The sequence below is a fragment of the Lamprobacter sp. genome, from assembly GCF_034860625.1.
Classification (GTDB): Bacteria; Pseudomonadota; Gammaproteobacteria; order Chromatiales; family Chromatiaceae; genus Lamprobacter.
In genome coordinates this window covers 1-26,984 of sequence record NZ_JAYESN010000063.1, presented here as the reverse complement: position 1 = coordinate 26,984, position 26,984 = coordinate 1, and the positions used below count along the sequence as shown (strand labels likewise).

General features: G+C 62.9%; 18 protein-coding genes. 7 read left to right on the top strand and 11 right to left on the bottom strand.

Going from position 1 to position 26,984, the window contains the following annotated elements; all coding sequences use genetic code 11:
* The 10 genes from VBE63_RS15945 to VBE63_RS15900 all read right to left on the bottom strand — a co-directional run.
* The coding region (locus VBE63_RS15945) for an efflux RND transporter permease subunit (protein WP_323684019.1) at nucleotides 1-596 on the bottom strand (596 nt) is incomplete at its 3' end.
* Entirely contained in the window at nucleotides 593-1,819 is a 1,227-nt protein-coding gene (locus tag VBE63_RS15940) for an efflux RND transporter periplasmic adaptor subunit (RefSeq protein ID WP_323684018.1), read from the bottom strand. The genes VBE63_RS15940 and VBE63_RS15945, both read right to left, overlap by 4 nt.
* Nucleotides 1,820-1,922: 103 nt before the next feature.
* Entirely contained in the window at nucleotides 1,923-4,106 is a 2,184-nt protein-coding gene (locus tag VBE63_RS15935; RefSeq protein ID WP_323684017.1) for a patatin-like phospholipase family protein, read from the bottom strand.
* A gap of 199 nt (nucleotides 4,107-4,305) precedes the next feature.
* The gene (locus tag VBE63_RS15930; RefSeq protein WP_323684016.1) at nucleotides 4,306-4,695 is read right to left on the bottom strand and encodes a hypothetical protein; all 390 of its coding nucleotides are present in this window, start codon (nucleotides 4,693-4,695) and stop codon (nucleotides 4,306-4,308) included.
* 218 nt (nucleotides 4,696-4,913) lie between these two features.
* A complete protein-coding gene (locus VBE63_RS15925; protein ID WP_323684015.1) occupies nucleotides 4,914-7,148 on the bottom strand; it encodes an EAL and GGDEF domain-containing protein in 2,235 nt (744 codons plus the stop codon).
* A gap of 78 nt (nucleotides 7,149-7,226) precedes the next feature.
* Nucleotides 7,227-7,577, bottom strand: a complete 351-nt coding sequence (locus VBE63_RS15920; protein ID WP_323684014.1) for a circadian clock KaiB family protein — start codon at nucleotides 7,575-7,577, stop codon at nucleotides 7,227-7,229.
* Nucleotides 7,574-9,289, bottom strand: coding sequence for a circadian clock protein KaiC (gene kaiC, locus VBE63_RS15915; protein ID WP_323684013.1), 1,716 nt, complete (start codon nucleotides 9,287-9,289; stop codon nucleotides 7,574-7,576). The genes VBE63_RS15920 and kaiC overlap by 4 nt, the downstream gene beginning before the upstream one ends.
* A 130-nt stretch (nucleotides 9,290-9,419) precedes the next feature.
* On the bottom strand, nucleotides 9,420-10,349 hold the full coding sequence (locus VBE63_RS15910; RefSeq protein WP_323684012.1) for a diguanylate cyclase domain-containing protein: 930 nt from the start codon (nucleotides 10,347-10,349) through the stop codon (nucleotides 9,420-9,422).
* 1 nt (nucleotide 10,350) lies between these two features.
* Complete coding sequence (locus VBE63_RS15905; protein WP_323684011.1) at nucleotides 10,351-15,405, bottom strand: PAS domain S-box protein; 5,055 nt, start codon at nucleotides 15,403-15,405, stop codon at nucleotides 10,351-10,353.
* Entirely contained in the window at nucleotides 15,402-18,383 is a 2,982-nt protein-coding gene (locus tag VBE63_RS15900; RefSeq protein WP_323684010.1) for an EAL and GGDEF domain-containing protein, read from the bottom strand. Before VBE63_RS15900 ends, VBE63_RS15905 begins: the two co-directional genes overlap by 4 nt.
* Before the next feature lie 192 nt (nucleotides 18,384-18,575).
* On the opposite strand from VBE63_RS15900, the gene VBE63_RS15895 reads away from it, so the two are divergent.
* From VBE63_RS15895 to VBE63_RS15885, 3 genes are all read left to right on the top strand, one after another.
* On the top strand, nucleotides 18,576-19,805 hold the full coding sequence (locus VBE63_RS15895; RefSeq protein WP_323684009.1) for a geranylgeranyl reductase family protein: 1,230 nt from the start codon (nucleotides 18,576-18,578) through the stop codon (nucleotides 19,803-19,805).
* Between the two features lie 172 nt (nucleotides 19,806-19,977).
* Nucleotides 19,978-20,421: a peptidylprolyl isomerase gene (locus tag VBE63_RS15890; protein WP_323684008.1), complete on the top strand. Its 444-nt coding sequence runs from the start codon at nucleotides 19,978-19,980 to the stop codon at nucleotides 20,419-20,421.
* Between the two features lie 100 nt (nucleotides 20,422-20,521).
* Nucleotides 20,522-21,400 carry a RibD family protein gene (locus VBE63_RS15885; protein ID WP_323684007.1) on the top strand — a complete coding sequence of 293 codons (879 nt, stop codon included), beginning with the start codon at nucleotides 20,522-20,524 and terminating at the stop codon, nucleotides 21,398-21,400.
* A 41-nt stretch (nucleotides 21,401-21,441) separates the two neighbouring features.
* Here VBE63_RS15885 and VBE63_RS15880 read toward each other — a convergent pair whose 3' ends face one another.
* On the bottom strand, nucleotides 21,442-22,113 hold the full coding sequence (locus VBE63_RS15880) for an EF-hand domain-containing protein (protein WP_323684006.1): 672 nt from the start codon (nucleotides 22,111-22,113) through the stop codon (nucleotides 21,442-21,444).
* Between the two features lie 83 nt (nucleotides 22,114-22,196).
* On the opposite strand from VBE63_RS15880, the gene VBE63_RS15875 reads away from it, so the two are divergent.
* The 4 genes from VBE63_RS15875 to VBE63_RS15860 all read left to right on the top strand — a co-directional run.
* Nucleotides 22,197-24,080 carry a glutamine--tRNA ligase/YqeY domain fusion protein gene (locus VBE63_RS15875; protein ID WP_323684005.1) on the top strand — a complete coding sequence of 628 codons (1,884 nt, stop codon included), beginning with the start codon at nucleotides 22,197-22,199 and terminating at the stop codon, nucleotides 24,078-24,080.
* The gene (locus VBE63_RS15870; RefSeq protein ID WP_323684004.1) at nucleotides 24,077-24,658 is read left to right on the top strand and encodes a DinB family protein; all 582 of its coding nucleotides are present in this window, start codon (nucleotides 24,077-24,079) and stop codon (nucleotides 24,656-24,658) included. The genes VBE63_RS15875 and VBE63_RS15870 overlap by 4 nt, the downstream gene beginning before the upstream one ends.
* A gap of 25 nt (nucleotides 24,659-24,683) precedes the next feature.
* Nucleotides 24,684-25,421: a TIGR00730 family Rossman fold protein gene (locus tag VBE63_RS15865; RefSeq protein WP_323684003.1), complete on the top strand. Its 738-nt coding sequence runs from the start codon at nucleotides 24,684-24,686 to the stop codon at nucleotides 25,419-25,421.
* 145 nt (nucleotides 25,422-25,566) lie between these two features.
* The coding region (locus VBE63_RS15860) for a DEAD/DEAH box helicase (protein ID WP_323684002.1) at nucleotides 25,567-26,984 on the top strand (1,418 nt) is incomplete at its 3' end.

The window sequence follows — 26,984 nt, the reverse complement described above, 5'->3', positions numbered from 1 at the left end:
CCCAGCTCGCCGAGGCGGGCGCGGGAGATCTCCAGATAGGCGACCTCCTGCTGCTCGCCGCCGATCACGATCTTGCGGATGCCGGGCACCAGGATCAGCTGCTTCTTGAGATGATCGGCGGTATCCCAGAGGTCGCGCCAGGTATAGCCCTCGCCGGTCAGCGCGAGATAGATGCCGTAGACATCGGCAAAGCTGTCGACCACGATCGGCGGTTGGGCTCCGGGTGGTAATTTGTATTGCATGTCGGCGATCTTGCGCCGCAGCTCATCGTAGATATTCGGGAAGTCGGCGCCGCGATACTGGTCCTTGAACTCGATGGTGATGTCGGACATGCCTGGGCGCGAGACCGAGCGCTTGATCCCTTTGACCTGCTCCATCAGCTGGATGGCCTCCTCGACGTGGTAGCTGACCTCGTCTTGGACCTGCTGCGCGGAGGCGCCCGGATAATAGGTGATGACCTTGGCGAGCTTGACCGTAAACGCCGGGTCCTCGAGCTTGCCCATGCTCTGAAAGCCCCAGATGCCGCCGCCGACCAGGATGATGACCAGCAGCCAGGAGATGACCGGGGTCTTGACGGAGTATTCGGCGATATTCACGAGGACGGGCCCTCGCTGGTCGGCGCAGCCTCGTCGTCCATGGCGTTAGTGGCATTCGCGCCGGATTCTGATCCAGCGGGCGACGGCAGGGCCGGAATCTCATCCGCGCGCGGCTCGGCCTCCTCGCGTTGCGGCAGCAGACGCACCTCCATGCCGTCGGCCAGATAGCCGACGCCGGCAACCACCACCCGCTGTCCAGGCTCGAGCCCGCCCTCGACCTCGATCGAGCTGCCGGTCAGGCGCCCGACCTCAACCGGCACCTTACGCACGGTCAGCGCCGGCTCCTCGACCACCCAGACGAAGGGCTCGAGCTCAGCATCGGCGGTCACTGCCGTAGCTGGCAGGCTGAACAGGCGCTCGGCTGCCGTGACCTTGCTGAGATCAGCTGTGACCGTGGCGGTCATGCCTGGGAAGACCATGAAGTCGGCTGGGGCGGGCATGCTGTAGGTGACCTCGAAGGTCTGGGTCGCGGCATCGGCGCGGGTAGAGACCTCGCGCATCCTCAGCGCGAAGCGCTTGCCAGGATGGTTATCGAATGAGGCCCAGGTCGGCACCTGGTCCCCGGTCGACTGATCCCCCCCATTCCTCGGTCGCAGGCTGCGGATGATGTTTTCCGGCACCGCTACCTTGACCTGCAGGCTATTGTTGTCCTGCATCGCCAGCACCGGCTGCTTTGCCTGCACCTCCTCGAAGCGCTCGACGTAGCGCTGGCTGATGGTGCCGTCGAAGGAGGCCTTGAGCTGGGTATAGTCCAGATCCTGCTGCGCGCGCTCGAGCGCCGCCTTGGCATTCTTGATCTCGGCTTCCTTGGCGTCGAAATCGGTGCGCGAGATGAAGCCGTCTTCGACCAGCTCCTGCGCGCGATTGAAGTCATTCTCGGCGCGATCAAAAGTCGCCTGGGCGTTGCGGGCGGCGATCTCGTAGTCGGTGGCATCGAGGGTGATCAGCACGTCGCCTTGCTTGACCTGATCGCCCTCTTTGACCAGCAGCTCTTTGACGGTACCGGGCACGCGAAACGCCAGCTCCGCTTTGGCTTCGGCATCGACTCGGCCCGGGAAACTGCGTTCGCCACCGAGGTCCGGAGACTCAACCAGCAAAGTCTTCACCGGGCGAACCGGCGCGGGTCCCTCCGGCTCGGTGTCTTGCGAGCAACCCGCTGAGAGGCTCACAAAGACAGGGAGCAGCAGGGCTGCCAAGCTCATGCGACGGAAGGAGTGCGACAAGGGGAGGCTCCTGCGAAGGCTTTTAGTCGGGCTGACGCCAGATGTTAGCGCATTGATCAGTGGAGAACAGCGATTAGAGAAAGCCTGAGACCAGATTCATCCCCTAGGGCTTGCCGAGCGTGACGTAACCGGTGGTGTTGCCGTCGCCGGAGAGTCCGAGTCCAAGGTAGAAGGGACCAAGCCAGGTGTCGGCGCCAAAGAAGAGGCTGCTGCCGTAGCGGGTCTCGCTCGGGTTGAGTTCCTCGAGGACGTCCCACAAGCGCCCAACCTCGAGCGAGCCGCCGAGATAGAGGCCCTTGCCAAGCGGCGGAGTGAGTGTGGTGAGCTGGTGTTGGTAGACCAGACTGCCGAAGGCATACTTGTTCCCGCGGAACTGCTCGTTGGCGTAGCCCGAGAGCTTGAGGAAGCCACCGAGCGGGAACTGATCGTAGTAGGGCATCTCGTCGCCGAACGCGGTGCCTCCACGGAGGTTCAGGGTCAGGGTGTTCGGTCCCCTGCTGATTGCCTTGCCGGCCAGGATCTCGGTTCTGAAGTACTGCTCGTCGGCGCCCAGGGACTCGAGTGGCGCGAGCAGGTCAGCCTTGATGTAACTGCCTCTGCGGGCCAGCCCGCCACTGTCGCGGGTGTCGTAGAGCAGGCGGCCGCGGAGGCCGGTGTCGTTGTAATGAACTTCGGGTACCAGGGACGAGCCGGTGTCGACGTTGGCGTCGACCTGGCCCGCCAGGAGGCCGAGGCGGAACTCGGCGAAGCGGCCAAAGGTGGTGCCCACGTCCAGGCCGATGCGATAGCGGGCGATGTCGTAGCGGGCGACACGGTCGTCACCCTGGAAGACGCTGAGTGGTACCTTGCCGAGGTCAATGTAGGGTGCGACGAAGCCGGTCCGCGCGCTATCGAAGGGCTGATAGAACTCCGAGAATAGATGCGGCTCGTTGCCCATATTGATGCTGCTCAGCCATTCACCGCCGAGCGCGTTGATCCAGGTCTGGCGATAGGTCGCGCGCAGCCCGAAACGGCTGTCGCCCTTGAAGTCGTTGCTGAGGCCGAGACCGAAGCTCAGGTAGCCCGGCCCCCAGGCCTTCTCGACGGCGTCGACGATCAGCAGGTTGCGCCCGTCCTCGCGCTCGATGCGGTAGTTGACCCGCTCGAATTCCCCACGCCCGTAGAGGCGGTTGAGGTCGCTCTCGAGCTCGTTGCGGTTGAGCGGTTGGCCTTGGTGCCGCTCCACCACGGACTCGAACAGCTCTGGATTAACCCGCTCCAGGCCGACGACGCGGACCTCATCGATATGCTCGATCGGCTGGCGCCGACGCTCGATCGACGCGCGCCAGGCGGCATAGTCGGCCGGGCTGACCCCGAGGGTGGCGAGCTGCGCCGAGACCTGACGGGCGGCCTCGACGCCCGTCGCGATCGCTTCCGCCCCGCGGTTGAAGTCGCCAGCGCTGATGTTACCGAGCTGCGGCCGGACCAGGATGTCGCGCCGGGGATCGATCTCGGCGAGCGAGCGTTCCTCATTCTGGGCGAAGACAAAGTTGATCATCTGCCCAAAGCTGCCCAGCACCGTGCTCAGCTGCTCGCGGCTCGGCGGGGTGGAGTCGAGCTTGACCACGATCAGCCGGTCGACGCCCATGGCACGCGCGATATCGACCGGGAGGTTACGCACCAGTCCGCCGTCAACGTAGATCCGATCATCGGTTTCCAAGGGCGCGAACACGCCCGGCACGGCCATGCTCGCGCGCATGGCCAACGGCAGGGGGCCCTGGTCGATGACCACCATCTCGCCGCTCTCAAGGTCGGTGGCGACGGCCCGAAACGGGATCGGCAGCTGATCGAAGTGCTCGACCCCTTCTGCGCCGTTGGTCAGTTGACTCAAGTACAGCAGCACCTCTTGGCCCGAGATCGCACCCTTGGGTAGGCGGAACTTGCCATCGCGCCGGCCGATGGCGAAGCCGAAGGTCGGGCGCAGGCTCTCCTCTTTGCGGCGCATGGGCCACTCGGCGCGTGGAGGGTCGTCGTCGAACAGCTGATTCCAGTCGACCGAGGTGACCGCATCGTCCATCTCAGCGGCGTTGAGGCCAGACGCGTAGCCGCCGCCGACCAGCGCCCCCATACTGGTGCCGGCGATCGCGTCGATCGGCACACGCAGCTCCTCGAGCACCTTGAGTACACCGATGTGGGCCGAGCCCTTAGCGCCTCCGCCGGCGAGCACGAGGCCGATGCGGGGGCGGGCATCCGCATCCGCAGCGGCGAATGCCGCCAGCAAACAGAGTGTCGCGAAGGTAGGCATCATGATGCTGTCACGGCCGATGCCGCTCCGGACGGATAGGTCATCCAAGCCACCTCACGCGCCCAGGGCGGCCCGAAAAAGAAGGCTAGCTCGAAGGCGGGCTCGGGTATCGCGAGGTCTGAAGTGCTATTGCAGCGCCGTCACCATGGATCGCTGTGCGTGGTGACGGCCGCTTGCATTCAGGATAACGCCATTCGCCTGATCAGTTGCATTCGCAGATCATGCCGTGCGTTTTGTCGTTTAGCCCTTCTGAAAACTTGGCGGTCGTCTCGCGGACTACTTGATGGCCTTGAAGGGGGCCGCCATTGTTCGGTGACATGAAGAAAACCGCGATGCAGTCGTCGGAAAGCTTCACGGAGGAGATCTTGTTGAGCCAACTCGGGTCGTTGAACGTCCTGTTGCTCTTCGCGGGTAGGCCGCCCGACTGACCCTCGGGATAAAACCTCAGGTAATCGTTGTTCTGCACGGTCCCGGTTTGACCACCAAAGTCAAAATCCTCTGAAATCGTGCACGCAGCGCCTGCAACGCCAGTAAAAAACAGGGCTGCCGACAGTGTGGTCATCATTGCTGGAATCAGCGTCTTTCTGCTCATTCTTCTGTCGCCTTTGGTATGGGGTCGTTATCGACAGAGCGTGCACGCCACCCGAATCTACGTCGCTTTTCTTCTCCGCGCAAGCGCTTATTATTATCGACACTCAGACAGACCAGCGATGATGCTCGAGCGATGAACGCGTGTATCTGCCGGCGATCGCCTACGCCTGGCGCTCGGGGAGCAGCGAGATCGCCACGGATCTGCTCGAATCGCCAGAATCAGAGGCCGAGCGTCTTCGCCGGCGCCGGCTTGCCGAATAGATACCCCTGAAAGGCGCAGCAGCCATTGCGCGCGAGGAATTGCCGCTGGGCCTCGGTCTCGACGCCTTCGGCGATGACCGAGAGCCCGAGCTTGGGCGCTAGGGCGAGGATGGCGCGGACGATGGCCGCCGCGTTGGCATCACGGGTGACGTCATCGACGAAGGAGCGATCGATCTTGAGTGTATCGAGCGGGAGGCGTTTGAGGTAGGCGAGCGATGAATAGCCGGTGCCGAAATCATCGAGCGCAAAACGCAGCCCGAGCGCGCGCAGTGCGGCCATCTTGGTGATTGTTTCATCAAGATCCTCGAGTAACAGGCTCTCGGTCAGCTCGAGCTCGAGCAGGCTGGGCTCGATCCCATAGCGCAGCACAGCGGTGCGCACCATCTCGACAAAGTTTGGGTCGCGAAACTGGCGGGCACTAATGTTGATGGCGAGCGAGCGCTGCCTGCTGCCTCTGTCTTCGGCCCAGGCAACCAGCTGCAAACAGGCAGCCTGCAACACCCATTCACCCAGCGGTAGGATTAGCCCCGTCTCTTCAGCCAGATGAATGAAGACGTCCGGGCCGAGCATGCCGTGCTCGGGGTGTGCCCAACGCAACAGGGCCTCGGCGCCGATCAAGCTGCCGTCGCCGTCGACTTGGGCTTGGTAATGCAACACAAACTGCTGGTTGCGCAGACCCTCGCGAAGATGCGCTTCCAACTCAGTGCGCTGTTCCAAGGCGATCTGCGTTTGCGGATCAAAGAACCGAAATCGGTTGCGACCGGCATCCTTGGCCTGGTACATCGCCAGGTCAGCGCGCTTCAGCAGATCATCGACACATAAATCTTTGGCATCAATCAGGGTGGCGCCGATGCTCGGGGTCACATGATGTTGTCCACCCCCAAGCGGGTAGGGCTTGGCGATCGCAGCCAGAACCTTTTCCGCGACGGTGCGTGTCTGTTGGGCGGCCTGTTCCACATCATCGCTCAGGTCTTCCATCACGATGACGAACTCGTCACCGCCAAGGCGCGCAACGGTATCGCGCGCTCGCACGCTGCCAACCAGCCGCGCGGCGACCTGTTTCAACAACTGATCGCCCATGTCATGACCGAGGCTGTCATTGAGGTCTTTGAAATGGTCGAGGTCGATGAACAGCAGCGCGCCGATACTGCCGGTGCGCTGGATGCTGGCGAGCGCATGGCCAAGCCGGTCGATCAACAGGCGTCGATTCGGCAAATGGGTCAAGACATCGAAGAAGGCGAGCTGTTGGATCTGATTTTCGGCGGCCTTGCGTTCGGTGATGTCGGTGTTGAGGACGACGGCGCCGACGATGTTGCTGTCGCCGTCTTGAATCGGCACCGCTGAGGTCAGGATGGTCTTCTGGGTGCCGTCAACACACTGGATGGCAACCTCTTTGTTCAGCGTCGTCTCGCCCTTAAAGATGGCTCTGAGCGCGGCGCAATTCTGCAGCTTGGTGCCGTCTTCTGCCTTCGTTGAGCAGCGATCGCAGGTACGGAAATGGTCGCGTCCAAATCGCTCTGCGCAGTTCCAGATGCGTTGGGCAACGGAATTGCCATAGCTGATCTGGCCGTGCTGGTCCAAGAACCAGACCCCGATGGGCAGATGCTCGACAATGGATTTTAAGCGTTGCTCGCTCTGGCGCACTGCGTCCTCGGCGCGCTTCTGGACGCTCAGATCGGTGGCGATGACACAAAAGGCCCCTTGTTTCTGCTCGTAAGGTAGCTCGGTGAGAGAGAGGTGGCAGGGGATGGAGGCGCCGCTGGCGCTCAGCAACTGCAGCTCCAGACGCTGCTGTGGGCGCGGTGATGGGGTGCGCAGCCAGGCGTGGTAAGCCGGACGATCCGACTCGCTAATGAACTCCGCGAGTGCCGTGCCGGTGAGGAGCTGATGCGAGAGGTCGAGCATCGCCGCCATGCGACGATTGGCATAGTAGATCTGGCCTGTCGCGGTCAGGGTTATGGCGCCTTCGCCCATCTCTTCGACCAAGAGCCGATAGTCGTGCTCGGCGCCTTGCAGCTCCAGCACCTGACCGCCCTGCCTGCCGGTGACGAGCAAGGCATCAACCTCACCGGCGCCGATGGCATGCAGCACCGCCTCAGCCTCGGCCAAGCGCCGTTTGAGGTCTTGGATTTCCGCTGCGGTATTGGCGCCAGAGCTGATGACTGAATTGGGGGTTGGGTCGTTGGCGATCATGACCTAAGTCTGGATTCAAGACTCAACTGGAAAACCGATGTGGCGCGCCTGATGAGGTGGCGGCCAGATCGGTCCTGGCTAGGAATGGGCCGGTTGAGTGGGTTGGCGCAGATCGAGACCGACGAGCGCGCGTTCGGTATCCGAGAGGTCACCGATGATCTTGCGCATGGGCAGTGGCAGCCGGCGCACGACGGTGGGGATGGCGAGGATCTGGTCGCCTTGCGCCAACTGAGGATTTTCCAACAGATCGATCACCTCAATCTGGTAATTCCCGCTCAGATGAGCCTCGCACATGGCTTGCAGATTGGCGAAGGCGGTGAGCGACTTGGGCGTCTGGCCGGCGACATAGAGCCGCAGCGTCCAAGGCTTGTTGGTCTCGTTGCCTGGCTCGACGCCGATCCTTGGTTTGCCGTCGGCAGTGCTGCTCATGCCCCGCCCTCTTGCGTCTGATTGACGGCGTCGGCCCGGCGAACCGAGGCCATCGAGGCGCGATTCAGCAACAACTGTTCCTGGCGTTGCTGCTCGCGTTCGATCAGTGCTAGGGTTTCCGACTGCTGAGCCTCGAATTCCTGCTCCAGCGCTGTCATCTGGGCATCCAGGATCGCGCGTCGACGCTCGAGATCCTGTTTGCGTCGCTCGATCTCTTGATGCCGCTCGAGCTGATCACTCCTCTCGATGGCCTCCTGCGCCAGCCGCGCGCTGCCGGTCAAGACCCCGCCTGGCCCAACGTAGACATCGAGCAGGTCGATACCCTGATCGGTGATGAGGAACTCGCGTGTTTGATTGGAGTGCGACATGCCGCGTGACTTCAGGATGCTGATCACGCGATTACGTTCGCCGCCGGTGTTGACGGCTGCAAGCAATAGCCAAGTATCGATCAGCGAGGAGATCGCCGAATCGGTCTGCTCCAAGGAATCGCTGCCGCGCGTTAGGCTGGTAAACATGGCTGTTATCTGGTGCATTTTCAGGAAATCGATCAGCCGTGTCAGCATGCCCTTGACTTCAAGCTCATTGCCACGCGTGATAAAGCTGTTCAGCGGGTCGAGGATCACCACTGAAGGGGCGAACTGCGTGACCGCACGGTGGACGAGCGCTAGATGCATTTCAAGGCCGGTAAAGCTGGGACGGGCATTGTGAAACCGGAGTAAGCCCTGCTCGGCCCATTGCTTCAAGTCTAGACCGATTGCGCCCATATTGCGCTGGATCTGAGCCGCTGACTCCTCGAACGCAAAATAGAGCACCCGTTCACCGCGAATGCAGGTGGCCGCGGCGAAGTGTCCGGCCAGGCTCGACTTGCCGGTGCCCGCCGTACCCGAGACCAGCACGCTGGTGCCGCGAAAATAGCCCTGGTCGCCGAGCATGGCGTCTAACCGAGCAATACCGGTCGAGATGCGCTCGGTGGAGACCGGATGGTCAAGGCCGATCGAGGTGATGGGGGTGACTGAGATGCCGTTAGCATCGATCAGGAAGGGATAATCGTTCGTACCATGGCCAGAGCCGCGGTACTTGAGCACCCGCAGTCGGCGGGTCCAGGTCTGATCGCGCACCTGATGATCGAGGGTGATGACGCAATCGGAGACATATTCCTCGAGTCCGTGACGGGTCAGTTGCCCATCGCCACGCTCGCCGGTGACGATCGCGGTGACGCCCTTATCTTTGAGCCAACGAAATAGGCGTCGGAACTCGGCACGAAGGATCGCTGGATTCGGTAATCCGGCGAAGAGCGTCTCAAGGGTATCGAGCACGACACGCTTGGCGCCGATCGAATCGATCGCGTAGTCGAGCCGGATGAACAGCCCGCTGAGATCGAAGTCCCCGGTCTCGGCAAACTCACTGCGCTCGACCAGTACGAAGTCGAGTGCAAGCTGACCGCGGGCAACGAGGTCGTTGAGGTCAAACCCTAACGAAGCAACATTCTGAGCAAGCTCTTCGGGCGTTTCCTCGAATGCAATGAAGACCCCTGGCTCGCCAAGCTCGGTTGCCCCCCTGACTAGAAACTCCATGGAGAGCAGGGTCTTGCCGCAGCCCGCGCCGCCGCAGACCAAGGTGGTGCGGCCTTTGGGCAAGCCGCCACTCGTGATCTCATCGAGGCCGGAAATGCCGGTTGCGGCCTTCGGCAATGCGCTATTTGCGATGCTCACCAGTGTCCTCGAGTGAATCAGTTTTCAAATCAGTCTTCAACGGTCAGCCTTGCATCATACAACGACCAGCGCGATCGAGTCCTAGCATCAGGCCAAGGCGGATGGGCGTTGGCATCGATTGGGCCGAGGTTCAGTCGGCGTCGAGATCGCGCCAAACGATCTGGTCGCGTCCCTGTTCCTTGGCTTGATAGAGGGCCTGGTCGGCGGCCTGTTTCAGGGCCTCGGCGTCCGTTGCCGGTCGCTGCCGTTGCGGCTGATGGGTGCTGCCTCCCAAGCTGATGGTGATGTGATCGCTGACCGGCGAATAGGCGTGTGCAAGCGCTAGGGCATGGATTGCTGCGCGCATCGCCTCGGCGACCTCCTGACCGCCATCGGCGTCGGTCTCAGGCAGCAAGGCGACGAACTCCTCGCCGCCATAACGGGCGACCAGATCCGCCGAACGGTTCGGCACCTGTTGCAAGGCTTGTGCGACCCGGCGCAGACAGTCATCGCCCGCCCCATGACCATAGTGGTCGTTATAGGCTTTGAAATGGTCGATGTCGATCATCAGTAGCGAGAGCGGTTGTTGGTGACGCGACTGCCGGTTCCACTCCTGCACGAGCTTGCGGTCGAAATAGCGCCGGTTTGGGATCTCGGTGAGCCCATCCTGAAGCGCGATCTGTTCCAGTAGATCGGTCTTGAGCTTAAGGCTGACTTGATTGTGGACCCGGGCGCGCACGATGGCCGGATTGAACGGCTTGGAGATGTAATCGGCAGCGCCGAGCTGCAGCCCCTTGGCCTCGTCCTGTTCTTGATCGAGGGCGGTGACGAAGATGACCGGAATGGCGTGGGTCGTCTCATCGGCCTTGAGCTCTCGGCAGGTGGCGTAGCCATCCTGGTCCGGCATCAGGATATCGAGCAGGATCAGGTCCGGTGCCGGCTCGCGCCGGGCCAGCTCCAGGGCCTTGGCGGCGCTGGTCGCGGTGATGATGCGGTAATCGTCCTTGAGTAGCTTGGCCAGGGCGTGGATGTTGGCGGGCTGATCATCGACGATCAGCAGTCTGGCGCGCTGTTCTTTCACCTCATGCCTCGTGGTGTGGATTGTTGATGCGCGCGGCGACGCGTTTTAGTAGCGCGCTGGCGCGATCATGGTCGAAGGTCTCGATGTGGGTGCGCAGCTCCAGGGCTAGGGCGCCGTCGACATGCTGACGGATGAGACTGGTGACCTCACCCATCAAGGCGTCGTCGATCAACTCGCCGGCAGAGAGGGCCTGCAGGATCTGGTCGATGATCTCCATACTTGCATCCGCGTCTTCCTGGCGGGCCTGACCTCTGATGGGGCTGCTGCTCGTGGGGCCGTTGGTGGAAGAGCGACTGGGCAGCGCGGCCAGATGCCAGCGGGCTTGGCTCAGGGCCTCGGTCAACTCCTCACTTGCGGTCATGGGGATCGGCGCATCGCGGCGGCAGAGGGAGTCGATCTCGGTGGCGATCGCCGCTAGGCGTTCGGCGCCAAGGGTGTTGGCCAGACCTTTCAGGGTATGAATCAGGCGCTTTGTCTCGGTGGTCCTGGGTGGTTGCTCGAGTGGCTCGCCGAGGGGGGCAAATTCGCCCTCAAGCTGGTGCCGGAAACGATGCAGCAGGTTCATATAGAGCGCGGCATCCTGGTCGAGGTGATTGAGCCCGCGCTGCAAGTCAAACCCTTTCAGTGTAGCTGGCAAGGGCGCCTCAGTGGAGACTGATGTGCTCCTTGGCATGCTCCGGGGCATGCTCCGGGGGGATGCGCCAGCTGTGGAAGCTTGCGCGGATTCGGGCGCATGCCGAACGCCGGTTTGGGCGCCTGGCTGGGACGTCGGCGGGTCAATATCGGCGCTCGGCAGCCAGGTCTCGAGCAGGCGAAACAGGGTCTGCTTGTCGATCGGCTTGGCGAGGTGGTCATTCATGCCGGCGGCCTGGGCGCGTTGGCGATCGTCGTCCATGACCGCTGCAGAGAGCGCCAGGATCGGCAGCTCGGGATGCTGGGCGCGGATGCGGCGGCTGGCCTCGAAGCCGTCCATGACCGGCATCTGCAGATCCATCAGCACTAGGTCCACCGGCTGCTCGGCGAGCCGCTCCAGCGCCTCGCGGCCGTTGTGCGCTTCGATGATGCGTGCGCCGGTCTTCTCCAGCAGCGCGGTGGCGACTTCGCGATTGAGGCTGTTGTCCTCGACCAGCAGGAGGGTGCGATCGACCAGGTGGGGCGGCGGCGGGTTCTGTTCGTCCGTTGCCTGCTGGCTCGGCGCCTGCTCGGCGCTGGCGCGCCCCATGGCCTTGAGCAGCGCGCGCGCGGTGACCGGTTTGCTCAGGAAGGCGCTGTAGAGATCAGCATGCTGACTGGGGCCTTCCTGACTATAGGCGCTGATGATCAGCGCCGGGATCTGGGTGTCGGTCAATGCGCCTTGCCCGCGCAGCGCATGCAAGCGCTCCAGGGTGGCGAGCCCATCGAGCTCGCCGGGCATCCTCCAGTCGATGAGGATGAAATCGAACGGCAGGCCCTGGTGTTCAGCGGCCACGACAGCGGCGATTGCGGCCTCGCCACTCTCGGCCTCGACGACCTTCAGGGCCGCCTGCTCGAGCATGTCGCGCAGCACCTTGCGTGCGGTGACATGGTCATCGACCACCAACACACGGGCCCCGGGGGGGATCGCCTCGGCCTGCCGTGGCGCAAGCGCGGGCTGTAATGACAGCGGTAAGCTGAGCTCGAAGCCAAAGGTGCTGCCCTGGCCGGGGTGCGATGCGAGCCTGAGCGTGCCGCCCATCTGTTCCAACAGCCGGCGGCTGATGACCAGGCCGAGGCCGGTGCCGCCATAGTTGCGGGTCGTCGAGGTGTCCGCTTGTGAGAAGGGCTGGAACAGCCGCTGCTGTTGCGCCTCGCTCATGCCGATGCCGGTATCACGGACCTCGACGCGCAGATGCGCCTGCTGTTCCTGCAGGGGTAGGAGCCGGATCTCCAGTTCGACCTGCCCTTGCTCGGTGAACTTGAGGGCGTTGCTGAGCAGGTTGGTTAACACCTGCCCGAGGCGCAACGAGTCGCCGATCACGGCGGGCAGCCCATGCGTATTGCTGTTGAAGATCAGCTCGATGCCCTTGGCCTCGGCGGCAGCGGCGAACAGGGTCTGCATCTGCTCGAGCAGATCATCGAGGTGGAACGGGCGCGCTTCCAGTTCTAGCTTGCCGGCCTCGATCTTCGAGTAATCGAGGATGTCGTTGATGATGCCGAGCAGCATGCGTGAGGAGGCGTGAATCTTGCCGAGATAGTCACGCTGTTTGTCATTCAACGGCGTTGTGAGCAACAGTTCCGAGAGCCCGATGACGGCGTTCATTGGCGTGCGGATCTCGTGGCTCATATTGGCCAGGAATTGACTCTTGGCCTGATTGGCGCGCTCGGCCACCTCTTGCGCCTGCTTGATCTCGGTGAGGTCGTTGTAGACCGCTACCACCTCGCCGGAGGAAAGCATGAAGAGGTTATTCTCGCGCCAGCCCTGCAGTTGCTCATCCTCATAGCGCGCAAGAGGCAGCTCGACTGGCTTGCCGCTGCGCGCGACTTGGCGTAAGGCCCCGAGCAGCCCCATCTCCTCGGCTGCTGGAAAGCACTCGGTCAGCCGGCGGCCGATGACCTCCTGGCGTGGGTGTTTGTCCATGCGCTCGGCGGCGGCGTTGTAGTCGGTGAAGAGGAAATCCTGGCCGTCGTCGACCGGGCGGAAGACCGCAACGCCACTGCCAGTGTTCTCGAAGATGCCCTGGAAGCGCTCCTTCTCGGTTTCCAGGGCCTGCTTGGCCTGCCTAGCCTCGGTGATGTCGAGATCGCTGCCCCGATAACCGAGCAGGGTGCCGTCATCGCCGATCACAGGCGCGGCATGGGTGCTGACCCAGAGCAGGTGGCCGTCTTTGTGCAGGAGGGGGTTGATCATGCCGTCAAGCGACTGGCGTGCCGCAAAGCCCTCGAACACGGCGGTCTTGAAGGCCTCGCGGCCGTTGGCCGGGTGCAGATCGTAAAAATGGGCCTGACCGACGAGCTCGTTGGGCCTGTAGCCCCAGACGCGTTCCGCCACCGGACTGAGATAGGTATAGCAGCCCTCGGTGTCGACCTCCCAGGTGACGGTACGGCTCTGGGCCGCGAGCTGTTGCAAACGCTGTTCACGATCGCGCAGATCGCGCTGTGCCTCCTTGATCGCGGAGATATCCTGGATGATCGACCAAATGACCTCGCGCCCTTCCGGCGTCTGCGTCTTGAAGCCCTCGAGCAGTACCGGATAGCGGCTGCCATCCTTGCGGATGTATTCCTTCTCGAACGGCCCATAGAAGCCGGTCTTGCGCAGCGCTTCGAGGGCCTGCTGTTCGAGCGGCAGGTATTGCTCGGGGGTCAGCTGCCAGTAATTGAGTTGGCGGAATTCCTCTGCGCTATAGCCGGTGGGCTCATTGACGGCGGCGTTGAATTCGAGAAAGTCGCCGGTGGCGAAATCGTTCATCGCGATACCGACCGGCGAGCGCTCGAACAGGCCGCGGAACTTGGCCTCCTCGGCGGCGAGCCGGCGCTCTGCCGTCATGCGGTCAGTGACATCCTCGTTGATGCCAACGACGCGGATCGCGCGTCCCTGCTCATCGCGGATCGCGCGCGCTAGCCCCCTGAGCGTGCGACACGCCTGATCGTTCGCGCGCTTGATCTGGATCTCGATATCGAAGTGTTGGTCGTGCTCGACCAGCGCCCGAAACGCTGCTTCGGCCTGCTGGCGGGACTGCGAGTGCAGCGCTCCGGCCCAATCCTGAAAGCAGCCGTGGAAACGCGCCGGGTCAAGGCCGTAGAGCGCGAACATGCGCTTATCCCAGAACAGCCGGTCTTGCTCGATATCATAGTCCCAAATCCCGAATTCGGCCGCATCGGCAGCCAGTTGCAGGCGCTCACGGCTTTCGATGAGCTGCTGCTCGGCCTGTTTTTGCTGGCTGATGTCGCGCAAGATCGCCATCAGTTGGGGGTGTTGATTGAACTCCACATAGATCGCTGAGACCTGGATGTGCAAGAGGTGGCCATCCTTGTGGCGATGTAGGGTCTCGAACTCATCATGGCCCTGGCTGATGATCTTGTGGACGTGGGCGGCGGTTTCTTCCGGCGTTTCCTTGGCTTCGTAGTCGCGCAGGCACAGGCACGCGAATTCCTCGGCGCTGTAACCGAGCTGCTCATGCGCGCGGCGATTGAAGTCGAGCGTGGCGCCGTTGGCGGGATCGATGACGACCATGGCGTCGGGGGAATACTCGAACAGGATGTGGAATTTCTTTTCCTGTTCTTGCAGCTCGCGGTTCAGCGCATCGCGCTGCTGTTGATGGTCCTTGAGTACGGCGAACCAGCGGTTGTAATAGAGGCTGACCAGATCGCGTTGGCTGACCAGTCCCAGGAGCTGGCTATCTTGGTCCACCACCACGACGCGCTTGATGCCGTGACGGCGGCAGAAGGCGAGTGCCTCGGCGATGGTCGTCTCCTCGTCGAGGGTGCGCAGCGGCGCACTCATGAAGCTGCTCACCGGCGCCTGCCAATCCGCCTCGGCGCCGAGCAGCTTGAGCAGATCGCGCTGGGTGAGGATGCCGACCGGGCGCGCCTCGCGCATGACGATGCTGGCGCTGACGCGGCCCTGATCCATGCGCTGCACCACCTCTTGCAGCGGCATGCGTTCAGGCACCACCAGCGGTTGGATGCCATGCAGCAGCTCGCCGAGACTCTGCATCTCGGCCAGCACCTGTGGGTCGAGACTGCCGGCCAGATCGGTGTAGCTGACGATGCCCTGTAGTTGACCGGCCTGATCGACTAGGCAGATGTGCTCGGAATGGTTGCGGATCGCCTTGAGTCCGTCCAGGGCCGAGGCGTCTGGGTCGAGCAGCGCGGCTTCTGGAAGTTCTAACGCCGAAAGCGGTGTCGACAGCGGCAGACCCTTGACCTGGAGCGACAGCAGCATGCTTGAGAGCACGAGTCGGTAGCCTGACGCGGTGCTCACCACGACATCGCGGATGTTGTGGCGGTTCATGGTCTCGACCGCCTCGGCGAGGGTCGCCGTGGTCGGCAGGGTAACCACGTTCGCGGTCGCAATGCTGCCTAATGTCGGGACAATCATGGACTCTCTGGTGACTCGCAAGTACTCGATGGGTTTGGCTGCGCGCTCCATTCAGCGAACAGCTGGTCGGCCATCAGCGGCTTGGCGAAATGGTAGCCCTGGCCAAGATCGACCTGCTCGCGGACGAGGAAGGCCAGCTGATCGGCGTCCTCGATGCCCTCGGCAACGGTCTCCAGGCCCAATGTTCGGGCCATGGCGATGATGGTGCGCACGATCGCTTCGTCGTTGTCATCGGCGCCGATGTCACGCACAAAGCTCTGGTCGATCTTCAGTTGATCCAATGGCAGCAGTCGCAGCATCGCCAGGCTGGAATAACCGGTGCCGAAGTCGTCGATGCTGATGCGGGCGCCGAGCCGCTTGAGCTCCGAGAGCAAGGTGCGAGCGGCCTCTGGGTTGCGCATCAGCATCGACTCGGTGATCTCAAGCTCGAGCCGTTGCGGTTGGATTGCTGAGGCCTCTAGGGTGGTCGCGATGGTTGAGGCCAGGGCATCTTCGTCGAGTTGACGCGCGGACAGGTTCACCGCGAGCCTTGTTAGATTGAGCCCTTGTCGATCCCAGTCGGCCAGTTGCTGGCAGGCGGCCTCTAAGACCCAGGTGCCAATCTCGTTGATGACGCCGATCTCTTCAGCGAGGGGAATGAATTGGTCCGGGGGCACCATGCCCATGTTTGGATGCTGCCAGCGCAAGAGGGCCTCGGCGCCGACCAGCGCACCATCGCTGAGCCGCACCTGCGGCTGGTAGTGCAGGCGCAGCTCGTTGCGTGTGACCGCGCCGCGCAGCGCATGCTCGGTGATCAGCCGCTGGAGAGCACCATCGGTGAGCGAGGGGTCGAAAAATTGAAAGCTGTTGCGGCTCATGCGCTTGACCGCCCCCAGCGCCTGACTGGCATGGCGCGACAGGCTATCGACATCGGTGCCGTCGTTCGGATAGAGGCTGATGCCAATGCTGGCGGTCACCACCAGCTCGCGATCGGCAACCTTAACCGGCTCGGCAATACAGGTCAGCAGCTCGCGGGCAAGGGTGGCGACTGGCAGGGCCTCGGCGCGCTCTTCGAGCAGCAGCGCGAATTCGTCGCCGGCAAGCCGAGCCAGCGTGTCGCTGGGCATCAGCTTCGCGTTGATGCGGCGCGCCATCTCGATCAGGAGACGGTCACCATCCTGATGACCGAGCGTATCGTTCACCTGCTTGAAACGATCGAGGTCCAGATTGAGCAGCGCGAGATGGCCGCTGCGCGATGCACGCGTCAGTGCATGCTCAAGACGCTCGTTGAGCAGTGCGCGGTTGGAGAGGCCGGTGAGGGCGTCGTGATACGAGAGATAATCAATCTTTTCTTGTGCCTGTTTCGACTCGCTGAGGTCGGTGAATAGCCCAACATAGTGGCCAACCTGGCCAGCGGGATCATGCACCGCGCTGATCGACAGCCATTGCGGATAGACTTCGCCGTTTTTGCGCCGATTCCAAAGCTCCCCGCGCCAGCACCCGTGCCGGGTGATATCAGCCCACATGGAGCAGTAGAAGGCCTGATCATGCAGTCCTGATTTCAGCAGCCTTGGATTGCGTCCGAGGACCTCTTCGGCGCTGTAGCCGGTGATGCGGCTGAAGGCGGCATTGACTCGCACCAGCGCGCCATCGGCGTCGGTAATCGCGACGCCCTGATGGGTCTCGGCCAAGACCTGATCGGCCAGTGTCAATTGCGCCCAGGAGCGCGTCTGTTGGGCCTGCCGCCAGGCCTCGTTGGCCAGCAGTTGTGCGGATTCCACGTCGGTCTCATCGTAGCTGCTGGCCTTATTGCCAACGCCGAGTAGCATCCTGACGCGGCCACTCTCGAAGACCGGCACCACCAGGCTGCGGCTGAGGGCGATATGGCCCTCGGGCAGGCCTTTGCCGTCAGCCTCTGTTGGATAGTCATTGATCAGGACGGGCGCTCGTTGTCGCAGCGCATCGGCCCAGAGCCCCGCCTGCTGCAGGGGATAGTGCATGTCATGCTTGACCTGACATCCGGCGTCCAGGGTTCGCATCGACCAGGCGGCGAACTCGACCGAGGTCTGGTCCTCATTGACGAAGTGTGCGAAGCCGATGGCGCTATCGGTCAAGTCTTCGGCGAGCGCGAGGCTGTGTTGGAGCACGGCCTGCTCGCTCAGCCCGTCGGCGATGTGCGGCAACTCGAGCAAGGCCTCATCGCGGCGCGCCTTGAGCGCGAGCATCAGTCGACTGTGCTTTTGCTCGGTGATGTCTTGCACCGTGCCGATGCTGCGTATGGGCGTGCCGTCCTCGGCGTATTGGGTCTCAGCGAACTCCTGCAGCCATCGGATGCTGCCATCTGCTCGGCGCACACGGTGCGCCATTGCAAAGGGTAGATGGCTCGCCACCGAGTGCCTGAAGGTGCGATCAAGACGCTCGCGGTCTTCCGGATGAACCATGTCGAGGAAGCTGCGGTAGGTTGGCTGGAAGGCGGCTGGATCGAGATCGAGGAGGCGATAGATTTGCTCCGACCAGCGCAGTGTTTCAGTGCTGAGCTCTAATTCCCAACTGCCAAGGCCACCGATACGCTCGGCCTCGCGCAGTCGCTGCTCACTCGCGCGCAGCGCTTGCAGGGCTTGTTCCTGCTGCGTGACATCATGGCCGATGGCATAGATGAGCTGGGTGTCTGCTGCGGCTAACGCCGACCAGGCGAGGCTTCGCCACTCGCCATGAGGGTTACGAAAACGGTTCAGGAAGCGCGGGGTTGGGGTGCCCGCAGCGAGGCTGGCCACCTGGGCTTTGGTGGCGGTAAGGTCGTCTGGGTGCACGAGCTCGAGGAAGGAGCGCCCAATCAGCGCATCGGGGCTCCAGCCAAGCTGTTCTTGCCAAGCGGGGTTGCAGCGGCGAATGCGGCCTTCAATGTCTGCGATCAAAAGAAGCTGTAAAGATAACGAGAAGAAGCGATCGACATCCTCGGTGCCGACTGTTTTGGTGTCGCGCTCTCTGATCGTGCTCAACAGCTTCAGGGCTCCAAATCGGTGGGCTTAACAGCCTAAGCATATCCAGTCAGCGCATCCTTGCCAAAGCGTTTCTCGGCGCACGGCTTGAATCTCGACGCTGAGTCTCGACGCGGATTCTCGAAGCGGTGTTGAATTTCGAGCTGGTGTTGAATTCTGGAATCAGCGCAACGAATAGAGTGGACCGTTATTATGAGTCAGGCTTTAGCGCATGAGGTCATTGTGGTTGGAGCCGGCCCGGCAGGCAGTGCGACTGCTTATCACCTAGCCAGTAACGGCATTCGGACGCTGCTGATCGATAAGGCCGCGTTTCCGCGTGACAAGGTCTGCGGCGATTGCTTGAGTCCGCGCGCGCAGCATTACCTTGAGCGCCTTGGGCTTTTGGGGGCGGTGGCTGCCGAAGCGCATCGAGCGACGCGGATTCGCTTCCAAGCACCCGGCGGTGCCGAGGCCGAGACCTCGATAACGGGAGCTGGTGCCATGCCGAATAGCACCCTGGTCTTAGCACGCCGACGCTTCGATCTGCTCCTGCAGCAGCAGGCCTTGGCCGCGGGCGCGCGCTTCCGGGTCGGACATGTGCGCAGGCTGGCTCCGGGGGGTGGTGTCGAGTTGGAAGGCGAAAGGCTGTCGGCGCGGCTGGTGGTGATGGCGACCGGCGCTGCGCTCTCGCTGATCAAGCGGACACCGCTGGCACCAGGGCGAGCGGTGCATACTGTCGCGGCGCGCTGCTATCTGACGCGAATGTCCTCACCAGGACCAGATTTGCGCTTCTTCTTTGATCATCTGCCGTTGCCTGGATATGCCTGGCTCTTCCCAACCGGCTCGCATAGCGCAAACCTGGGTTATTGGTATAGCGGTAGGGCTGGAGTATCCGCTGCCGGGCTGTTGCCCAAATTGCTCAAGGAGCATCCGCTGCTGTCGGCGCTAACAGCGGGCGGCGAAGGCGCCAGCCCGGTCGCCGGCTATCCAATCCGCAGTGATTTCCTGCGCGCGCCGATCCGTGCGCATGGATTGCTTGCGGTTGGCGAGGCCGCAGGCCTGGTGAACCCGTTCACGGGTGAGGGCATCGATTATGCGCTCGAATCCGCCGAGCTGGCGGCGGCATCGATCATCGCGGCACTGCGCCAAGCCCCAGGCGAGCGGCCCCTGTCTGCGCGAGCGCTTGCGGGCTATTCCCGCAGCCTGTGGCAGCGCTTTGGTCCGCTCTTCGTGCTCATGGCGTTTGGGCAACGCTATGCCTTCAATCCCTGGGTCTTCGATCGGCTATTCGGTCGCGGTGAAGACGGGCAGCCGTTCGTCGATACGTTGATTCAAGTCTGCTTTGGCGCTGCACCGCCGGCGCGTGTGCTATCGCCGCTTGAACTGATTCGCCTTGTCACCTCACGGCCAGCCTCGCGGGCATCCGCGTACAATCGGCATTAAGACCTCGTCGTGAAGTGAGCTTTGGCTCGGCCCCCTGCGCCTCGGTTTCGCTGGGAGCCAGGTTTGCGCTCGGCGCTAGGCTCGTCTAAGGTGGTTCAAGATCACTGGCCGTGTCTGTTTTGGCGCGTGCTTTTCCATGCATCCCAGTTGAAAACCTTGCACGAGTATTCCTATGGCTAACACCCCAACAAGCGAAGCAAAGAGCGGCGACACCGTCAAGGTCCACTATACCGGCACCCTGAACGATGGGACTGAGTTCGACTCATCGCGCGGCCAAGAGCCGCTTGAGTTCACGCTCGGCCAGGGGCAGATGATCAGCGGCTTCGAAGAGGCCGTGGTTGGGATGGCCCCTGGCGAGAACAAGACCATCACCATCGTCTCCGGCGAGGCTTATGGCGAGCGCAACGAGTCGATGGTGCAACAGGTTCCACGCACGGCGATTCCGCCGGAGATCGAACTGACGCAGGGCATGCTGCTCCAAGCCCAGGGCCCAGACGGGGAGACCCTCCGCTTCACGGTGGCTGATTTCAACGATGAGGAGGTCACGGTGGATGGCAATCATCCGTTGGCCGGTCGCGATCTGACCTTCCAGCTCGAATTGGTCCAGATCGCCTAGCCTCAGTCGCCCGGCTTCGCGAGCTATTGGGCGTCGGCGTCAGATGTCGGGCCGCCGAAACCCGCGGCCTGTATCGAGCTGCCAAGATCCTTGGCGGGCGTTGCTTGCCGCCTCGGGCGGCGATGAGGCGGCGGCTAGGGCATGCGGTCTCAGGCGCAACCCCGATCAGGGTTGGCACTGGTCCGCGCAGGCTTGCGCGGCTGCATCGGTATCGGTGCCGGAATCGGTTGCGCATCCGGAGCTCTGGTCGCTCTATCTGCCGTTCCTCCCGCTCGACGGCGACGATCAGCGAAGCTGCATCATCGGCCATCTTGGTCAAAGCCTCGATGGCTTTATTGCCACGCAAACGGGCGATGCCTGTTTTGTCACCGGGCCGGAAAACATCACCCATCTCCATCGAATGCGCGCGCTGGCCGATGCGGTAGTGGTTGGCGCTGGCACGGTTGCGGTGGATGATCCAAGGCTGACCACGCGCTTGGTGGCTGGGCCAAACCCGGTTCGAGTGGTACTTGATCCGGGTGCTCGGTTGCCAAGTGATCGCCAGGTCTTTACCGACGGCTGTGCGCCGACGCTGCTTTGCCACTGTTCGACCTCGGCGCCGCAGGCTGAGGATGCGCATGCGCACCTGGAATGGATCAGCCTGCCTGAGGCAAGTTTGCCGTCTGGGGGGCTCGACTTGGCCGCGGTGGTCGATGTGCTGCGCGCTCGCGGACTCAGACGGCTGTTCATCGAGGGCGGCGGGGTGACAGTGTCGCGGTTTCTGCAACAGGGGCTGCTCGATCGGCTGCAGATCACGGTAGCGCCGCTGATCATCGGCGAGGGTCGACGTGGCCTGACACTGCCGGCGCCCGAGCGGCTTGCCAATGCCTTACGCCCAGCTCATCGACTCTATCCGATGGGCGACGACCTGTTGTTCGATTGCTGGATGTCGGGATCAGTGCCCCCTGGCCAGTTGCACTGGCCTTCCATGGCCGAGTGAGTGCGCACAGCCGTCCCTGACTGCTGTGGGTCTGCTGATGCTTATTGCTGTTCCTGTTGTTGCTGCATCTGTTGCATCTGCTCTTGCATTTGGCGCTGCATCTCCTCAAAGAAGGCCATCGCTTCATCCTTGGTTGCAAAGCCGTCGCTATCCGCATCCATCCGCTTGAACGAGTCGACCGTCGGCTGCTCGAATTCTGCGGGGCTGACCTTGCCATCGCCGTCTTTGTCCAAATTCTTCACGAAGGTCTCGCCTGGGTCGGGCATGCCGCGCTCTTTCATGGCTTCAAGCATTTCGGCAGGCACCTGATTGTTAAATGCGGTGCTGGCCTCTTCCTTGCTGATGAAACCGTCGCCATCGCCATCGGTTTCCGTGAAACGTGGCTTCTGCGGTGCGAGTGCTTCGTCGAGGCTGACCTTGCCGTCGCCGTCGGTGTCGAGTTGCTGAATGAAGGCCTCGGCGGGCGTTGTGGGGGCGGCCGCCTCATCCTGGGCGATGCTAAGACTGGTGATGAAAGTTCCGGCGATGGCGATGACAAGAATAGAAGCGACTCTCTGCATGATCTGGCTCCGTATGTGGTAAACGAGCGTGCTGATCTCGGCCAGCAGTGCCGACGGCCCGGGGCTTTGCGAAGCATCAGGTGACCGCCATCGTTGCGCCGAGTCGGCGACAGAGTAGTGGTCCTGGCTCGCTCTGGCAAACCCAGGGTTCAATCTGCCGCAGCAAGACAGTATGCTGCTCCTTTTTCGCCTGCCGCTGGTGATGCCGGATGGCTGCGCTTGGGTGCTTTCTTACCATGCCTGATCCTGTTTCGACCTCGACTCGGACCAACTTCATTCGCCAGATCATCCAAGACGATCTGGCGACTGGCTTGCACGAGCGCTTGATCACGCGGTTTCCGCCGGAGCCGAACGGCTATTTGCACATCGGCCACGCAAAATCGATCGTGCTCAACTTCGGCCTGGCCGAGGACTTTGGCGGGGTCTGCAATCTGCGCTTCGACGATACCAATCCGGGCAAGGAGAGTCCCGAGTTCGTCGAAGCGATTAAAGAAGATGTGCGCTGGCTTGGTTTCGACTGGGGCGGGCAGCCGCGCTTCGCCTCGGACTACTTTGAGCAGCTCTATGGGTTTGCGGTCGAGCTGATCGAGAAAGGTCTGGCTTATGTCTGCGATCTCTCCGCTGAGGAGACGCGTGCCTATCGCGGTACGCTGACCGAGCCGGGTCGCGATAGCCCGTATCGCGACCGCAGTATGGAGGAGAATCTGGATCTGTTCCGCCGCATGCGCGCCGGCGAGTTCCCGGATGGCGCGCGAACGCTGCGGGCGAAGATCGACATGGCGTCGCCCAACATCAACCTGCGCGACCCAGTGTTGTATCGGATTCGGCACGGGGTGATCCATCACCAGACCGGCAGCGAGTGGTGTCTGTACCCGACTTACGACTACACGCATCCGATCTCGGATGCGCTGGAAGGGATCACCCATTCGCTCTGCACGCTGGAGTTCGAGGACCATCGCCCGCTCTACGATTGGTGCGTGAGCCATGTCTCGGTGCCCTGCCAGCCACGTCAGATCGAGTTCAGCCGGCTCAATCTCGAATACACGGTGATGAGTAAGCGCTTGCTGACGCAGCTGGTTTCAGAGCAGATCGTTGCCGGCTGGGATGATCCGCGCATGCCGACCATCGCTGGGCTGCGCCGACGCGGCTTCACGCCGGGTGCGCTGCGCGGCTTCTGTGAGCGGATCGGCGTGACCAAGGCCGATAACCTGGTCGAGATGGGCGTGCTCGAGAGCGCGATTCGCGATGAGCTGGATGCGAGCGCGCCGCGCGCGATGGCGGTGCTCGATCCGCTGCGGGTGGTGCTGACCAACCTGCCGGCTGACGCACCGGCCGCGGTCGAGGCTCGCAATCATCCGAAGGACGAGTCGATGGGTGTGCGTGAGCTGCCGCTCAGTGCGGTGCTCTGGATCGATCGCAGTGACTTCGAGGAGACGCCTCCGAAGGGCTTCAAGCGCCTGATCCCGGGCGGTGAGGTGCGGCTGCGCAATGCCTACGTGATCCGTTGTGATGAGGTCATCAAGGATGCCGATGGCGCGGTGATCGAACTGCGCTGCGCGGTCGATCCGGACACCCTCGGTAAGAATCCGGAGGGGCGTAAGGTCAAGGGCGTGATCCATTGGGTGCCGGCTGAGACGGCGGTTGATGCCGAGGTGCGGCTCTATGATCGGTTGTTCACGGTGCCGCAGCCGGGTGCTGGCGATCGCGACTTCCGTGCGGATCTGAATCCGGACTCGCTGCGCGTGCTGAGCGGCGCGATGCTCGAGCCGAGCCTGGCCACGGCAGCGCCGGGCGCGCGCTTCCAGTTCGAGCGCGAGGGCTATTTCGTGGTTGATCCGGAGTCGACGCCGGAGCGTCCCGTCTTCAATCGCACCGTGACCCTGCGTGATACCTGGGCGAAGACGCAGGGTAGCGCGGGTCAAGCGGGTGCTGGGCAGGGCGCAAGGGGCCAGAGGGCCTCAGGCCAGAAGGCGCGCTCGGGCGATGGCAGAGCCAACGCCGAGGCCAAGGCTAAGGGCGATAGTAAGGCTAAGGGCGAGGCCAAGAACAAGGACGCGGGCGCGGACAAGGCTCAAGCCACTTCAGCGCAGGGCATTGGCGCCTCTGGAGGCATCGCATGAGTTCGACAGCGCCACCACCCCTTGAGCTGCCAGGGACCGGCGTCAGTTGGCTCGAGCGTCAGCTGCTCGGCGCGGGGATTCGTGCGGCGGCACGGTTCTACGGCAAGGATCGGCTGACGCAACTGTTTCGTCAGGAGGCCGAGCGCGCCATCGCCTTGGCGCGCGGCCTGAGTGAGGCGCAGGGGCGTCAGCGGGTGCGGGTCGAGCGCTTCATTGGCATCGAGGACAGCAGCCGCGACTGGTCGGTGTACATGACACTCGAGCATCTGGTGATCGTCAACACCGCGATCGCCGCGATCTTGCCGCAGTTGTATTCGGGCAGCTTGGTTGGTACTCAGGTCAAGATCGAAGAGGTCAAGCCGGTGCCGGAGGCTGGCCCGGAGCAGATCGACGATCTGGTCGCCCTGGTCGAGCGCTACAGCCACATCGTTGAGAAGCTTGGCAATCTGCGCGCTGGGGCGAGGCTGCCGCATCCCTGGTTTGGTGCGCTCTCAGCGGCGCAGTGGCATGCCCTCGCGGCCATCCATAACAGCACGCATCGGCGCCAGATCGAGCGCATCAAACAGGCGTTGGGCTGAGCCATTGCAAAACACATCAGGAAAAGTGCGACAAAACGCGCCCAATAACGCTCAACCGAAGACGCCAAAGTCTGCGCGTGAGCGCGAGCTGCTGCGTGGCGCCGATGATCTGCTGGTCGATTTCGATCGTGGCGTCACGGTCTTCAACGAGCTGGTGAGAGGCTGCCGCAGTCTGTTCGACCTTGGGCGCAGCATCACTATCTTCGGGTCGGCGCGTTTTGCCGATGGGCATCCCTGGTATCAGCTGGCGCGAGCGACTGGCGCCGATCTGGCGCGTGCCGGCTGTACGGTGATCACCGGCGGCGGTCCCGGCATCATGGAGGCGGCCAATCGCGGCGCTCAAGAAGCCGGCGGTATGAGCGTCGGCTGCAAGATCCGGCTGCCACATGAGCAACATCCGAACCCTTACCTCGATCGGGTGCTGACCTTCGACTACTTTTTCGTGCGCAAGGTCATGCTGCTGAAATACTCGTCCGGATTCGTGTTCATGCCGGGCGGCTTCGGCACCCTCGACGAGCTGTTCGAGACCCTGACGTTGATCCAAACCGGCAAGGTCGAGGCCTTCCCCTGCGTGCTCGCCGGCACGGCCTTTTGGCAGCCGATGCTGGATGTAGTAATGACGCAGCTCTACGATGCCGGCACCGTGGCGCCCGGCGAGGTGGCGCTGAAACTGCTCGATGATCCGGCCGAGATCGTCGCCCATCTGCTCACCAGCCAGGAGGTCATGCCGGCCGGTCCCTGGGCCGAGGAGGAGCCGTCTTAGGCCTGCTGACCCGCTAGCAGCCAAGCCAGATGTCCAGCCAGCAGCCCAACCAGGTGCCCAGCCAGGTGCCCAGTCTGCTGCCCAGTCGCGCTAGGGTCGACGCTCGATCGGCGTGCCAGTTTGCTCACTAGGCTCGTATCAAACGATGAATCGACAACTCGCCCCAGGCGCCCGCATCACCATCCGCGACGAGGATTGGGTCATTCGCCGCATCGACCTCAGCGACGACGGCGGCCATGCCTTGACCTGCGACGGTCTCTCCGAACTGGTCCGCGGCACCTCGGCGATCTTCCTGCAACAGCTCGAGGACGCCATCCAGGTCCACGATCCAGCCGAGACCGAGCTGTTCCAAGACTTGAGCGACTACTTCACCGACAGCTTGCTCTACCTGGAGAGTCAGCGGTTGCGCACCGTCGCCAACGACGATCAGATCCACCGCGCCCACCAGGCGGTGATGCAGCCTGCCGACTACCAGCGCGTGCCGGCCGAGCAAGGGCTCAAGCAGGTGCGCACCCGCATCTTGATTGCCGACGGCGTCGGTCTCGGTAAGACGCTGGAGGCGGCCATGCTCGCCACCGAGCTCGATATCCGCGGGCGCGGGCGGCGCATCCTGGTGGTGACCCAGAAGAGCATGCTCACCCAGTTCCAGAAGGAATGGTGGTCGCGCTTCACCATCCCGCTGGTGCGGCTGGACTCCGCTGGCATTCAGCGTATCCGCAACAACATCCCGTCCGGGCACAATCCCTTCAACCATTACGACAAGACCATCATCTCGATGGACACCCTGAAGGGGAACAACGAGTACCGGAATTACCTCGAGCGCTCGCGCTGGGACATCATCGTCATCGACGAATGCCACAATGTCGCCGTGCGCAAGGGCGACGCCGGCTCCTCGCTGCGGGCGCGGTTGGCCAAGCAGCTTGCCACCAAGTCCGATACCCTGATCCTGCTCTCGGCGACGCCGCACGACGGCTCCGCCAACAGCTTTGCATCACTGATCTGGCTGCTCGATCCCACCGCGATCTCTGATCCCGACGACTACAGCCGCGCTGATCTGGACCGCAAGGATCTGTTCGTGCGCCGCTTCAAGAAAGACATCAAAGGCCAGGCTGAGGGCCAATTTCCGGAGGCCGTCACCCGGCGGCTTTCCGCCCAGGCCAGCGCCGAGGAAGAGGCCGCGTTTCGCGCCGCGCTCGAGATCCCGTTTACGCTCAAGGGTGAGCGCGCCAAGGGCAAGCAGGCCGAGCTGCAGCGCGTCGGGCTGCAGAAGGCGCTGTTCTCGAGTCCGGCCGCCGCCGCCAGCTACGCGCGCAACCGTCTCGCCAAGCTCAATCGCAAACCCGAGCCGAGTGCGGCCGAGCAACGGGAGATCGCCGCCTTCGATGCCTTCATGCGTGACCTGGAGGCCATCAGCCCAGGACGATTCAGTAAGTACCAACGCTTGCTGCGCGCGCTGGCTGATCCCGAGGCGCAGTGGAGCGGCGACGAGAGCAATGATCGACTGGTCATCTTCTCCGAGCGCATCGAGACGCTGAAATGGCTGCTGGGGCATCTCCCAGGCGA

What these genes read in the sequence shown, in the direction of transcription:
- VBE63_RS15935 (WP_323684017.1), bottom strand. Translation starts at nt 4,106, where the DNA reads ATGATGCCTACCTTCGCGACACTCTGTTTGCTGGCGGCATTCGCCGCT.
- VBE63_RS15930 (WP_323684016.1), bottom strand. Translation starts at nt 4,695, where the DNA reads ATGAGCAGAAAGACGCTGATTCCAGCAATGATGACCACACTGTCGGCA.
- VBE63_RS15925 (WP_323684015.1), bottom strand. Translation starts at nt 7,148, where the DNA reads ATGATCGCCAACGACCCAACCCCCAATTCAGTCATCAGCTCTGGCGCC.
- VBE63_RS15920 (WP_323684014.1), bottom strand. Translation starts at nt 7,577, where the DNA reads ATGAGCAGCACTGCCGACGGCAAACCAAGGATCGGCGTCGAGCCAGGC.
- VBE63_RS15905 (WP_323684011.1), bottom strand. Translation starts at nt 15,405, where the DNA reads ATGATTGTCCCGACATTAGGCAGCATTGCGACCGCGAACGTGGTTACC.
- VBE63_RS15895 (WP_323684009.1), top strand. Translation starts at nt 18,576, where the DNA reads ATGAGTCAGGCTTTAGCGCATGAGGTCATTGTGGTTGGAGCCGGCCCG.
- VBE63_RS15890 (WP_323684008.1), top strand. Translation starts at nt 19,978, where the DNA reads ATGGCTAACACCCCAACAAGCGAAGCAAAGAGCGGCGACACCGTCAAG.
- VBE63_RS15875 (WP_323684005.1), top strand. Translation starts at nt 22,197, where the DNA reads ATGCCTGATCCTGTTTCGACCTCGACTCGGACCAACTTCATTCGCCAG.
- VBE63_RS15870 (WP_323684004.1), top strand. Translation starts at nt 24,077, where the DNA reads ATGAGTTCGACAGCGCCACCACCCCTTGAGCTGCCAGGGACCGGCGTC.